The sequence below is a fragment of the Nocardioides sp. genome (assembly GCF_050699375.1).
In the GTDB taxonomy this organism is placed as follows: domain Bacteria; phylum Actinomycetota; class Actinomycetes; order Propionibacteriales; family Nocardioidaceae; genus Nocardioides.
The window spans coordinates 1-12,646 of record NZ_JBOHDN010000339.1 but is presented as its reverse complement, the minus strand read 5'-3'; the positions used below and the strand labels follow the sequence as shown (position 1 = coordinate 12,646).

The following is a 12,646-nucleotide window of genomic DNA, read 5'->3' as shown; positions in this document are numbered from 1 at the left end:
GCATGTCGAGGGGCCGCTCCTGCAAGGGGCGGCCCCTCGTCAGTGGACGGGCCGGGCCGCCTCGAGCAGCTTGCGGGCGGTCTTGCCATCCGCGTACCTGCCTATCGCCTTCATCTCCCAGGCGCCTGCCGAACGCTGGAGCGAGGCCATGACGACGCCGGTCTTCGGCTCGGAGTCACTCAGGTCGTAACGGACCATCTCGGTGCCGTTGTCATCGAGGAGGCGACAGAAGGCGCGGTCGACCTGGGTGAACTGTTGGCCGTTGTAGGAGGTGATCGTGAAGACCAGCGTGTGCACCTTCGTCGGCACCGCCGCGAGGCGTACCCGGATCTGTTCGTCGTCGCCCTCCCCGGCGCCGGTGAGGTTGTCGCCGGAGTGGAAGATCGCACCGTAGGCTTTCTGGTGGCCGAAGAAGACCAGCTCCAGCGGGTGCCCCGCGGCGTCGTAGGTGATCACCGAGGCGTCCAGGTCGATGTCGCGGGCCCCGCTCGCCGGGTCCCAGCCGAGGCCGAGGGTGATGTCGTTCAGTGCTGGGCCGGTCGACTTGGTCAGGCTCACCTTCTGTCCCTTGACCAGTGAGACCTGTCCCTTGTCGAGGTTCACGGGGACGTTGTCGGTCGCCGGATCATGGGCATCGGCACTCGCGGTGCCGGACGTCGCGGTCGTGTGTGCCGGCTGCGCGATCGAGATCCCGAAGTCGGTCGCCAGGCCCGCGAGCCCGGTCTCCCACCCCTGGCCGACCGCGCGGAACCTCCATGCCCCGTCGCGCCGGTACAGCTCGCCGACGACGACGGCGGTCTCCGTGGAGGCACCGATGCCGGCGAAGCTCACCAGATCCTGGCCGGTGGCGACATCGGAGACCGTGAGCCTCAGATCGGAGATCTGGTCGAAGGTGCCTCCGTCGGCGGAGGCCGCGATGGCGATCTTCTCGATCTCGGTCGGGAGGGTCGCCAGGTCGGCCGAGATCGATTCGGACCCGGCGGACTTCCCGCGGTGCACGACCGCCCCCGAGGAATGGGTGGGTTGGTTGTAGAAGATGAAGCCACCGTCGCCGTGCACCTTGCCGTCCGGTCCGAGGAGCAGCCCCGAGAGGTCGAGGTCAGGGGCATCCGGGCGCGCCTGCCAGGTGATGGTCACCAGTACGGAGGCGGCAGAGATGCCGGTGTTGCCACCTTTGGACAAAGTCGTCGGGTCGCTCATGGTCGGATCGTGTCACAGCTGACCAAGGACCGGATTCTGTGCTTCGCCCTGGGTTGAAAACTGGGTGCTAACGTCGAGAGAACTCCTGCTCCGGGGCCGTTTTTCCCATCGTCGAGGCGACCCCCTCCCATTCCTCGGACGGACCACTGAATGCGCCATTTCGCCCAGCTCCGCGACTCCGACATCGCCGACCTCTTCCTGAGCCCGCCGCAGGACTTCGACCGTCGAGACGATCTCGAGACGCTCGCGACCGCGCTGGGTGCGACGCTCTACATGCCGGCCACCCGCCCACGGCTGGCCGAGGACCTGGTCAAGCAGGCCGACAACGGGGTGATGAGCAGCGTGCTCTGCCTCGAGGACGCGATCGCGGACGAGGACGTGCCCGGCGCGGCCGACAACATCGTCCGCCAGCTGACGTCCCTGGGTGAGCAAGACCGGCGGGCGACCCCGCTGACGTTCGTACGCGTCCGGGAGCCGCAGCACATCCTCGACGTCACCGCTGGGCTGGGCGAGCATGCCGGCCTGCTCTCGGGTTTCGTGCTGCCGAAGTTCAGCGAGGAGACCGGTGCCGCGTTCCTCGACGCGCTGGCGGACGCGCGGACGGCCAGCGAGCTGCCGCTGCTGGCGATGCCGGTCATCGAGTCGCCCGACGCGATCTACCGCGAGTCGCGCGTCGACATGCTGATGGCCGTCTCCCGGCTGCTGGCCAAGCACCGGGAGAAGGTGCTGGCGGTCCGGCTGGGCGCGACCGACCTGTCGGCTGCGTACGGCCTGCGGCGCCGCCGTGACCTCACCGTCTACGACGTGCCGCTCGTGGCCGAGGTGATCATGGATGTGGTCAACGTGCTCGGGCGCGCCGACGGGACCGGGTTCGTGGTGACCGGGCCGGTGTGGGAGTACTTCGCCGACCAGGACCGGCTCTTCAAGCCGCAGCTGCGTGAGACGCCGTTCCGCGACCAGGGTGAGCGCGGGCTGCGGCAGACCCTGGTCAGCAACGACCTCGACGGCCTGATCCGGGAGATCGTGCTCGACAAGGCCAACGGGCTGACCGGCAAGACCGTCATCCACCCCACCCATGTGCTCGTCGTGCACGCGCTGTCGGTGGTCACCCACGAGGAGTGGTCGGACGCCTGCGACATCCTCGGTGGCGACATGTCGGGTGGGGGCGTGCGCTCCTCGCGCTACCGGAACAAGATGAACGAGGCCAAGCCCCATCGCGCCTGGGCCGAGCGCATCCACCGCCGCGCCCGCCTCTTCGGCGTGCTCAAAGAGGACGTCGGCTTCGTCGACCTCCTCGTCGCCGGCGTGGCTGTGACGAGGCTAACCCTTGGCGATGGCCTCGCGGGTGCGGCGTACGACGCCGTCGACGACCTCGCGGACGGCGCGGAGCTCGACCAGGTAGCTCCAGTAGTCGGGGTGGTTGCCGCTGAGCCTCTCGCCGACGTCGTCGAGGCGGCCGATGGCGGTGTCGAGGATGCTGGCCTCGTTGCGGGGAGCCTTGGTGCCGGCGCCGACGACGAGGCGCTGGGCGTCGCGTACGACGAACCGGACCCGTTCCAGCTCGGCCCCCGGATCCGCGGCGAGCTCGTCGAGGTCACGGCGACGGTCGATGACCGCGCCGATGCCGGTGTCGGCGGTCCTGAGGTGCTCGCGGGCATCCTCGAGATGCTCCGCCGCGCCGTCCCAGTCGCCGGCCTGCTGGGCGGCGGCGACCTTGTCCAGCAGCGCCGCCGCGGTGGCGACCTCGCGAGCGGCCAGATCGGGCACGTGGTCGAGATCCTCGGAGCAGGCCAGGGAGTAGGTGCGGCGCAGGGCCGAGAGGGTGTCGCGGGCGGCCGGGATGCGGCCCTCGATGCCGGAGAGCCGGGTGCGTGAGGACGCCAGCCGGCCCCCGCCCGACTGCTTGAGCGCCAGCAGGCGCTCCGCGATCTCCTCGACCGCGTCGGCGGCGACGCCGAGGTCCTGGGCGGCGTTGATGACCGCCTGGGCACCGGACCCGAACGCACCCTTGGAGACGATCTCGCCCAGGGACTCCGCCCGGGTCAACCGGGTGTCGACGTCGGCAGAGACGATCCCGGCCTCGCGGGCGCGAGCCGCGGCGGACCGCGCCCGCGCCAGGGCCTGGTTGGCGGCGCCGATCGCCGGCTGCACCCTCTCCTGGACCGCGGAGATCTGGTCCTGGAGCTCGGCCGAGTGCCGGGCACGGAAGTTGTCCAGACCGGTCCGGGCCTCCTCGAGACGTCCGTAGATCTCGTAGAAGGCGGCATGGGCGCCCTTGAGCACGTCCAGGGTCGGTTCGGCACCGAAGAGCACGCCGTTGTGCTGGTCGTCGACACCGATGTAGTCGCGCTGGACGGCGTCTGAGGAGCGCACCAGCGGGGCCAGCTCCGAGGCGAGCCGATCGGCCTTCGGGCCCGGCTCGATCCTGACGTACGCCTCGACCATCGCCTGGGTCATCTTGTGGGCGTCGTCGAGGGCGAGGAACGCTCCGGCGGCGGAGTCCTTTGCCGAGATCGCGGACTCGCGGGCCTGCTCGCTCCGCTCGTTACGACCGCGGGAGGAGAACACGCCCCAAGCCTAGGCGGTTCAACGCAGGACCGTGACCGTGACCGGGTCGGAACCGGTCGGCTCCACCAGGATCCGGTGGTGCTCGGCGGTGCCGACGACCTCGCCGCCCTCGACCGAGATGTCCGGGCCGTCGGGGTAGTGGAGCGGGCTGACGAAGATCTCGGTCGGCTCGTCGATATCTGCGGACGGCTCATAGGTGTAGCTGAACTCGCCGGTGTCCGGGTCGAAGGAGAGGTCGACGGGAGTGCCGGCGGTGGCCTGCGGATAGGTGCGGACCAACGTACGCAGCTTGTCCTCCTTGACCGTCGAGAGGTCGGCGTCGTCGGTGAACATGCCCTGGGCGCCGTCGGCGGTGGTCGGGTCGTCCCAGTGCTTGTAGGCCCAGTGCATCCAGGACGCGAAGCTGTCGTCCGCGGCGGCGGTGTCGATCGCCAGCAGCTCGGCGTTGTCGGTCGCGCCGAACTCCGAGAGCAGGCTGGTGCCGTTCATCCGCTCCGCCTGGTCCAGCGCGGCCCGGTTGTGGGTCTCGGCGTAGCTCTTGCACTGACCCACGCCGATCGGGATGCCCTGGGACTCGAGATAGCCGAAGGGGCAGTAGCTGTGCCAGGAGAAGCCGACCTGGTCCTCGCCCGGGACGGGCTTGAAGTAGGACTTCCCGGTCTGGTTCGCCAGCACCTCGGGCTCGAACCAGGCGATGCCGTCCGGGTCGGACTCGCGGATGGCCGCGAGCGCCTTCTCATAGGCCGGCTGCATCTCCTTGGCGTACGTGCCCCGGCAGCCGGTCAGCGGACACAGTCCCCACTCGCGCCCCGCCCACGGCTCGTTCATCAGGTCATAGCCCATCGAGTAGGGCTGGTCGCCCCACCGCTGCGCCACCGCGCCCCATGCCGAGGCCCAGCCGTCGAGGAGCCCGTCGCGGTTGGCGAAGAAGTGGTCGAAGACGGTCGCCAGCTCCGGGGTGATGTAGCCCGCCGGGAACGGCAGCTTGATCGGGGGATGCAGGTTGTACGGAGCCGGCCGCTGCGCCGCCCAGTCGGGCACGCCCTCGCCGCCGTAGGTCTCGTGCCACATGTCCTGGTGGAAGTCGTACTGCATCCAGATGCCCTCGTCGGCGAGCAGGTCGATCACCCGCTGCCAGTCCTCGAGGTAGTCCTCGTCGACCTCGCCGGGGGCGTCCGGGGTCACCCCGGCCCACAGGGTGCCGATCCGGGCACCGTTGAACCCGTGCTCGGCCAACCATTCCGCGTCCTGCGCGGTGAAGCCCTCGGGGGAGTCGGGTGGGACGTACGGATCGTGCTTCCAGACCAGGTTCTGACCGTGCACCAGCACGATGCGCCCGTGCTGGTCGACGAGCCAGCGTCCCTCTCGGGAGAGCTGCGGAGTCTCACCTGCTGGGACGTCGCTCGCTACCCCGGCAGGAGTCAGCAGCGCGGTCCCGAATGTGATGAATATCGCCACCGCGACGAGGATTCGGTGGGTTCCCGAGCGACGAGGCATGGTGCGAAACCTATTGCCCCGCGCCCTCGGCGACAAGAACGTGTTCTCATTCCAGGACGGCTTCCCCGCTCACAGAGCCCTCCGGCTCGACGGATGCGCCTTCGACGGTGGTCAAAACCGGTGACGAGGGGCCAACATGGGACGCGACAACGTGGACTGGGCTCACCATCGGGTTGTCTCGGAGCAACCCGACCGCGTGCGCATGGGTGGAGTACGTACGGTTGAGCCCGATCCGGAGCAGTGGGGGATGATGTCACGGTGAGAGACGAAACGAACGGCTGGTCGGGCACCTGGGTGGCCGAACGCCTGGGCGTGCGTCTGCGGACCACTGACGCGCCGAGCGGCATGATGCTCACCGACCTGGTCGGCCTCGCCGTACGCCGCAACCCCCGTCGCGTACAGCTCCTCGTCTCCTCGGTCCTGGGCAAGCACATCCCCACCGACCCGCGTCTGGTCACCGAGGCCGGTCTACGCCTGGGCGCCAAGGCCCGTGCCGCGGTCAAGGGCGACGCGGTCGTCCTGGGCTATGCCGAGACCGCGACCGCGCTCGGCCACCTGGTCGCCGACGCGCTCGGTGCGCCCTATCTGCACTCCACCCGCCGGGTCGTCGAAGGCATCGAGCCCGTCGGTGACTTCGAGGAGGAGCACTCCCACGCGACCTCTCACCGGCTGCTGCCCTCCGACCCAGGCTTCCTCAGCCGTGCCGACACCCTGGTCCTGGTCGATGACGAGCTCTCGACCGGCAAGACCGTCGTCAACACGCTCAGGGCGCTGCACAAGCAGTTCCCGCACAAGCACTACGTGGTCGCCTCGCTCATCGACCTTCGCTCCGAGGCCGACCGTGCCCGGATGGAGCGCTCGGTCAAGCGGCTGCGCGCGACCCTGAGCGTGGTCACCCTCGCGACCGGCGAGATCGAGCTTCCCGAGAACCTCTCCGACAACGGCAACGGCCTCATCGACACCGTGGAGAACCTGCGCCAGCTGGCCGGTGTCGATCAGACCCCGCGTCCGCGCGGTGAGGTCGTCCAGGTCGTCGCGACCTGGCCGCGCGCGGTCCCCGAGGGCGGCCGGCACGGCTTCGTGACCGGCGCCGCCGGCTCCTACGAGTCGGCCGTGACCGTGACCGCGGCGGCCATCGCCGGCCGTATCCCCGACGGGCCGGTGCACGTCCTCGGCACCGAGGAGCTGATGTACGCCCCGCTGCGGATCGCCTCCGCGCTCGCCGACAGGCGTGCGGCCGAGGGCCATCGCCACGAGATCACCTTCTCGACGACCACGCAGTCGCCGGTGCTCGACGTCGACGACCCGGGCTATGCGATCCGTACGTCGATGACGTTCCCCTCCCACGATTCGCCCGCCGACGGTGACGGACCGCGGTATGCGTACAACCTGCGTCAGGGGGCGTTCGCCTCGATCGTGCTCGTCGTCGACGAGCCCGCCGACACGCCTGCCCTGCACGAGCCCGGCGGCCTGGTCGACCAGCTCGCCCGGATCACGCCGCGGGTCGTGGTCGTGACCATCCCGGCGTTCAAGCCGGAGCCTCGCCACGACCAGCCGGCCCGGCAGCTGCCGGCTCCGCTCCATGGTCCCGCGTTCGGCTCCTACGAGCGCGACGACGTCGCCTGGCTGCTCAAGGACCTCTCCGACGCCGACATCGAGGCGCCCACCGAGGAGCGCGAGGAGGCCATCCAGTCCGGCCGCGCCCACTACGCAGAGTCGCTGCCGATCGAGTACCAGCCCGACGAGGCCTATCAGGAGCTCTTCGGCAAGGCCCTGAGCGCGTCGGCCGAGAGGATCGCGTACGCCGTCGGCCTGGTCACCGAGCAGGTGCTGGCTCGGCGCGGGTCGGGTGCGGTGCTGGTCTCCCTGGCGCGGGCCGGGACCCCGATCGGTGTGCTGATGCGTCGCTGGGCGCAGCGGGTGCACGGGCTCGATCTGCCGCACTATGCGATCTCCATCGTCCGCGGGCGTGGCATCGACGAGACCGCGCTGGCCTATCTGGCCGCCCACCACGACCCCGCTCACGTCATGTTCGTGGACGGCTGGACCGGCAAGGGCGCGATCGCCCGGGAGCTGGCGGCCTCGGTCGAGAAGGCCAACGCGACACTGCACGCCCATCTGTCCTCGCCGTTCTCCCCGGAGCTCGCCGTCCTGGCCGACCCGGGCAGGAGCGTGTCGATCTACGGCACCCGGGAGGACTATCTGATCCCGTCCGCGTGCCTCAACTCGACGGTGTCTGGACTGGTGTCGCGGACCGTGCTCAACGACGACCTGATCGGTCCCAACGACTTCCACGGCGCGAAGTTCTACGCCGACCTCGCTGCGGAGGACGTGTCCAAGAAGTTCGTCGACGCGGTCGCGGCCCGGTTCCCGATCGTGCGCACCAAGGTCATGCGCGACCTCGATGCCCACCTCGGCGGTGTCCACACGCCCACCTGGGCGGGATGGGACGCCGTCGAGGAGGTCGCCGAGAGGTTCCAGATCAGAGACGTCAACCTGGTCAAGCCCGGCGTCGGGGAGACGACCCGGGTGCTGTTGCGCCGGGTGCCGTGGAAGATCCTGGTCAACCCGGCGCGCGACGCCGACCTCGGCCACGTCAAGATGCTCGCCGAGGCGCGCGGGGTGCCGCTGGAGCGGGTCTCAGACCTGCCCTTCTCCTGCATCGGGCTGATCCATCCCGATTACACCAAGGGTGCGGTGATGGCCGACGGCATGGGCGCCGGGACCGGGTGAGCCGCGCAGCCGCCTTCTGCGACCTGGACCGCACGCTCGTCTACTCTCCGTCGGCGCTGTCGCTGCCGATGCCCGACGCCGAGGCGCCGCGGCTGGTCTGTGTCGAGGTGTATGACGGCCGGCCGCTCTCGTTCATGACCGAACCGGCGGCGGCCGGGATCGCGACGCTGAACGAGGCCGGTGCGCTGGTGCCGGTGACGACGCGTACTCCTGAGCAGTATCACCGCATCCACCTGCCGGGTCCCACGCCGAAGTTCGCCGTCACCGCCAACGGCGGGCGCCTGCTGCGTGACGGCCTCGAGGACCTCGACTACTCCGCTGCGCTGTCCTCACGACTGGAGTCGTCGGGCGCGTCGTTCGAGGAGATCTGGGCCCATCTCGGGGCCCAGGCCTCCTCCGAGGTGGGGCAGGGGTTCATCGAGAAGCACCGCAACGCCGAGTCGCTCTTCTGCTATGCCGTCGTACGCCGCTCCGAGATGCCCGCGTCCTGGCTGGTGGCGCTGACCGGGTTCTGCGAGCAGCGCGGCTGGAAGGTCTCGGTCCAGGGGCGCAAGGTCTACTGCGTACCCGACGGTCTCTCCAAAGGCGTCGCGCTGCGCGAGGTCGCCGCGATCCTCGGCGTCTCGGCCACGCTCGCCGCCGGCGACTCGATCCTCGACCGTGAGCTCCTGCAGGCCGCCGATCTCGCGATCCGCCCGGCCCACGGCGAGCTCCACGAGACGTCGTGGACCGCTCCTCATCTCACCGTCACCGCTGCCGCAGGCGTACTCGCCGGTGAGGAGATCGTCTCCTGGCTGGGCGCGCGTCTGTAGATGATTGACTGGGCGGGTGACTTCGCACTCGCCACAGGACCTGGTCGTCGTCGGGAGCATCAACGTTGATCTGACGGCGACCGTCGAGCGGCTGCCTCGGGCCGGGGAGACCGTCGCAGGTGGGCGGCTGCGGCGAGACGTCGGCGGGAAGGGCGCCAACCAGGCCGTCGCCGCGAGCCGTCTCGGGGCGCGGGTGCGGATGGTCGGCGCGGTCGGCGACGATTCGGACGGGCGGTGGGCGCTCGAGACGATCCGCGGTGCCGGGGTCGATGTGGAGGACGTACGCACAGCCCGATCGGCCACCGGCACGGCTCTGATCGCGGTCGACGCGGCGGGGGAGAACCAGATCGTGGTGTGCGGCGGCGCCAACACGGAGGTGGACGCCGGCGGACTCACGATCGCGGCGACCGAGGCGGTGCTGATGCAGCTCGAGCTGTCGTTGGACCTGGTCCAGGAGGTCGCGGCGCAGGCGCCCGGGTTCGTCGCGCTCAACGCGGCACCGGCGCAGCCGCTCCCGGAGGGCCTGATCGAGCGCGTGGACCTGTTCATCGTCAACGAGAGCGAGTACGCCGCGATGCCCGAGCTGCGGGCAGCCAGGCGCGTGGCGGTGACCTTCGGGGCCGAGGGCGCGGCCATGCTCGTCGGGGGAGAGGAGACCGCCCGGGTGCCGGCCCCTGTGGTGTCGAACGTGGTCAGCTCCGTCGGCGCCGGCGACGCGTTCTCGGCGGCACTGACTCTCGCCGTCATCGCGGGTGCGCCGGACGAGCAGGCGCTGCGTACGGCCTGCGCGGTCGGCGCCGCCACGGTCGCCCACCCCAGCGCGCAGCCACCGCTCGCGCGGCTGGAGACCTACGCCTGACCCAGCTCCGTCGACCGGCTCAGGACAGCGACTTGCGGAAGAAGTGGGTGGCGTGAGGGTTGTCGTTGTAGCGGTCGATGCGCTCGTAGCCGGCGCGCTCGTACATCGAGATCGCCTCGCTGAGCACGTCGCGGGTGTCGAGGCGTACGACCTGATGACCCAGCCGCAGCGCCTCCGCCTCGAGATGACGCAGCAAGCGGCTGCCGAGGCCGGCGCCGCGCCAGCTCGGGTCGACCCACATACGCTTGATCTCGCCGGTGCGTTCATCGCGATGTCCTGAGCCTGTCGAAGGGAACTCCCGCACCGCGCCGGAGGCGACCGGGGCGCCGTCGCTGGCGGCGACGAAGAAGGCGCCGTGGGGCGGGCGCAGGGAGGGGTCGTCGCCGAAGCCCTCGTCGCCGACGGTGAAGCCGAACCGGTCACCGATCTCGGCGAAGTAGTGGCCCATCGCCTCCTGGGCGACCGGGTCGCGCGGGTCGACCCTCTCGATGGTGATCGTGGCCGCGCGGACCAGGATGTCGGCGGTGGCCAACGCCTCGTTGAGCCGGTCGCGCTGGCGCTGGGTGAGCGGGTCAAGGAGCTGGTGCGCGCGCTCCTCGGAGCGCTTGTCCAGGTCCTCGGCGGCAGACTGGCCGGCGTCGGTCAGGTCGACCTGACGCCGCCGGCCGTCGCTCGGGTCCGGCCGCACCGTGACGTACCCGTTGTTCTCCAGCGCTCGCAGGATCCGGCTGACATAGCCGGAGTCCAGGTCGCCCAGCCGGATCCGAAGCTCCTGGACGGTGATTGCTCCATCGACCTGGGCGCCGAGGCTGATCTCATGGAGCAGCCGGGCGTGGCCGTAGGGGAGGCCGCTGCCGAGGAAGGACTCCTCGAGAGCTCCGACGCGACGTACGTAGCTGCGGTTGAAGGCCCGCATCACCGAGGTGTCAACACTCATATACCTGACTTTAGTCAGGTAATTCCGAGATTCCAAGGCTGATCCGCCTGGAGATGACGAACGGCCCGTCCTCTCGGACGGGCCGTTCGATGGGGTGAGTAACGGGACTTGAACCCGCGACATCCGCCACCACAAGGCGGCGCTCTACCAGCTGAGCTATACCCACCATCGGCTCGTACAGCGCATGTCCAAGCCAGCAAGAATGATAGTGGAATCAGGCCGGATCTGTGGAATCGGGGGTGGCCGCCGGGTCGCCCAGGCCGGTGATCGAGGCGCCGTGCCGGCCGGCGATCTCCTTGGCCACCTCAGACTCCGGACCGGGCATCGGGACGAAGACCGCCTCGCGGTAGTAGCGCAGCTCCTCGATCGACTCCTGGATGTCGGCGAGTGCTCGGTGGTTGCCGCGCTTGGGGGGAGCCGAGAAGTAGGCCCGCGGGAACCAGCGACGCGAGAGCTCCTTGATCGAGGAGACGTCGACGTTGCGGTAGTGCAGGAACCCCTCGAGCTCGGGCATGTCCCGGGCGAGGAAGTTGCGGTCGGTGGCGACCGTGTTGCCGCCCAACGGCGGTCGGGAGTCCTTGCCGCAGTGCTCCCAGATGTAGGCCAGGACCTGCTCCTCCGCCTCGCGCATCGTCACGCCACCCTCGAGCTCGACCAGCAGGCCGGACTTGACGTGCATGTTGCGCACGAAGTCGTCCATCTGGTCCAGTGCCTCGGCCGGGGGCTTGATGATGATGTCGACCCCGTCACCGAGCACGTTGAGATCGAAGTCGGTGACCAGGGCCGCCACCTCGATGAGCGCATCGTTCTCGAGGGACAACCCGGTCATCTCGCAGTCGATCCAGACCAGACGTTCGTTCAGAGAAGCCACCCGAGCACCATAACGCCGCCGGTCGACGTGCTCGCGAGCGGATAGGCGACGAAGTGATAACGGTTCCCATGGCGTGGTTTCAGGATGCACTCAGGAGACCCGCCTATGTTTGCTTCTATGAGCGAGCGTCAGCGAGCGGCAGTAGGCCTCAGGCCGCCGCGTCCGTATTCTTCGCATCTCCCTACGGAGGTGGCGGCATGAGCATGGATTCAGCCAACAGCCCCTCGCGCAAGGAGAAGCGGGAGGCACGCGCTGCCAAGGCCGCCGCGGAGCTGGAGGCGCTGCGCAAGAAGCAGGCCCGCAAGTCGATCCTCATCGTGGTGGCCGTCGTCGCCGCCATCGCGGTCGTCATCGCGGCTCTCGTCCTGTTCAGCCTGAACCGGTCCAACGACAGCAAGGTGACCGCCGAGGCCAGCAGCAGCTCGCACGGCCTGGTCGTCGGGCCCGACGACGCACCGCACAAGGTCGTCATCTACGAGGACTTCCTCTGCCCCTACTGCGGCGACTTCGAGGCCGCGACCAGTGAGGATCTCGCTGAGCTGGCCGCCGACGGCAAGGTGCAGGTCGACTACCGCCCGTTCGTGCTCCTCGACCAGGTCGGCCCCTACTCGGAGCTCGCCACCTCGGCCTTCGCCGTCGTCCAGGATGAGGCCGGCGACCAGGTCGCCAAGGAGTTCCACGACCTGCTCTTCGAGAACCAGCCCAGTGAGTCCGGTCCCTTCCCGGAAGCCGGCGATCTCGTCGACCTCGCCGTCGAGGCAGGCGCCGAGGAGTCGGCGGTCAAGGACCGCATCGAGAGCCTCGACGGCAAGGCCTGGGCTGAAGCCGCGACCAAGGCGGCCGCCGACGACGGTGTCCAGGGGACTCCCACCATCCTGCTCGACGGCGAGCAGTTCCAGGAGGGCAACACTGTCGAGGAGCAGGCGGACGCGTTGATCGAGAAGGTCTCCTGACGCTGGGTTTGCCGGAGTCTGCCGGTGGTCGAGCTTGTCGAGACCACTTATCGAGGAAACCTCGCTTAGGTGACCGTTTCTTCGTTTCAGGGGTTCGCCGCCGACCCGTTCTTGATTGTTTCTCGATCGCGTACCGCGTCAAGGACGGGCCTTCGGCCCGCCGGCTTCGCCGGCCGCTTCGCGGTCCTGGACCCGGCACGCGATCGAGAAAGATTT

9 protein-coding genes and 1 tRNA gene are annotated in these 12,646 nt (G+C 69.4%); 5 read left to right on the top strand and 5 right to left on the bottom strand.

The features are described 5' to 3' along the window. Positions 1-39: 39 nt before the first annotated feature. On the bottom strand, positions 40-1,200 hold the full coding sequence (locus ACRDPS_RS23030) for a TerD family protein (RefSeq protein WP_431503997.1): 1,161 nt from the start codon (positions 1,198-1,200) through the stop codon (positions 40-42). Between the two features lie 150 nt (positions 1,201-1,350). On the opposite strand from ACRDPS_RS23030, the gene ACRDPS_RS23025 reads away from it, so the two are divergent. Further along, positions 1,351-3,075, top strand: coding sequence for an HpcH/HpaI aldolase/citrate lyase family protein (locus tag ACRDPS_RS23025; RefSeq protein ID WP_431503996.1), 1,725 nt, complete (start codon positions 1,351-1,353; stop codon positions 3,073-3,075). Positions 3,076-3,786: 711 nt separating this feature from the next. Here ACRDPS_RS23025 and ACRDPS_RS23020 read toward each other — a convergent pair. After that, complete coding sequence (locus ACRDPS_RS23020) at positions 3,787-5,226, bottom strand: cellulase family glycosylhydrolase (protein ID WP_431503995.1); 1,440 nt, start codon at positions 5,224-5,226, stop codon at positions 3,787-3,789. 297 nt (positions 5,227-5,523) lie between these two features. Here ACRDPS_RS23020 and ACRDPS_RS23015 point away from each other — a divergent pair, with 297 nt between their 5' ends. From ACRDPS_RS23015 to ACRDPS_RS23005, 3 genes are read left to right on the top strand one after another with little or no spacing between them, the layout of a single operon-like run. Next, positions 5,524-7,998, top strand: a complete 2,475-nt coding sequence (locus ACRDPS_RS23015) for a phosphoribosyltransferase (RefSeq protein WP_431503994.1) — start codon at positions 5,524-5,526, stop codon at positions 7,996-7,998. Then, positions 7,995-8,810: a hypothetical protein gene (locus ACRDPS_RS23010; RefSeq protein ID WP_431503993.1), complete on the top strand. Its 816-nt coding sequence runs from the start codon at positions 7,995-7,997 to the stop codon at positions 8,808-8,810. Before ACRDPS_RS23015 ends, ACRDPS_RS23010 begins: the two co-directional genes overlap by 4 nt. A 16-nt stretch (positions 8,811-8,826) precedes the next feature. Next, the gene (locus tag ACRDPS_RS23005; RefSeq protein WP_431503992.1) at positions 8,827-9,669 is read left to right on the top strand and encodes a ribokinase; all 843 of its coding nucleotides are present in this window, start codon (positions 8,827-8,829) and stop codon (positions 9,667-9,669) included. Positions 9,670-9,688: 19 nt separating this feature from the next. Here the strand turns inward: ACRDPS_RS23005 and ACRDPS_RS23000 are convergent, their stop codons facing one another. From ACRDPS_RS23000 to orn, 3 genes are all read right to left on the bottom strand, one after another. After that, entirely contained in the window at positions 9,689-10,606 is a 918-nt protein-coding gene (locus ACRDPS_RS23000; protein ID WP_431503991.1) for a bifunctional helix-turn-helix transcriptional regulator/GNAT family N-acetyltransferase, read from the bottom strand. A gap of 90 nt (positions 10,607-10,696) precedes the next feature. Further along, positions 10,697-10,772, bottom strand: a tRNA-His gene (locus ACRDPS_RS22995). A 48-nt stretch (positions 10,773-10,820) separates the two neighbouring features. After that, entirely contained in the window at positions 10,821-11,468 is a 648-nt protein-coding gene (gene orn / locus ACRDPS_RS22990) for an oligoribonuclease (RefSeq protein ID WP_431504024.1), read from the bottom strand. 206 nt (positions 11,469-11,674) lie between these two features. Here orn and ACRDPS_RS22985 point away from each other — a divergent pair, with 206 nt between their 5' ends. Beyond that, entirely contained in the window at positions 11,675-12,430 is a 756-nt protein-coding gene (locus ACRDPS_RS22985; protein ID WP_431503990.1) for a DsbA family protein, read from the top strand. Positions 12,431-12,646 lie beyond the last annotated feature (216 nt).

Excerpts from the sequence above, each read along its gene's own strand:
- ACRDPS_RS23030 (WP_431503997.1), bottom strand. The coding sequence starts at position 1,200 with ATGAGCGACCCGACGACTTTGTCCAAAGGTGGCAACACCGGCATCTCT.
- ACRDPS_RS23025 (WP_431503996.1), top strand. The coding sequence starts at position 1,351 with ATGCGCCATTTCGCCCAGCTCCGCGACTCCGACATCGCCGACCTCTTC.
- ACRDPS_RS23000 (WP_431503991.1), bottom strand. The coding sequence starts at position 10,606 with ATGAGTGTTGACACCTCGGTGATGCGGGCCTTCAACCGCAGCTACGTA.
- ACRDPS_RS22985 (WP_431503990.1), top strand. The coding sequence starts at position 11,675 with ATGAGCATGGATTCAGCCAACAGCCCCTCGCGCAAGGAGAAGCGGGAG.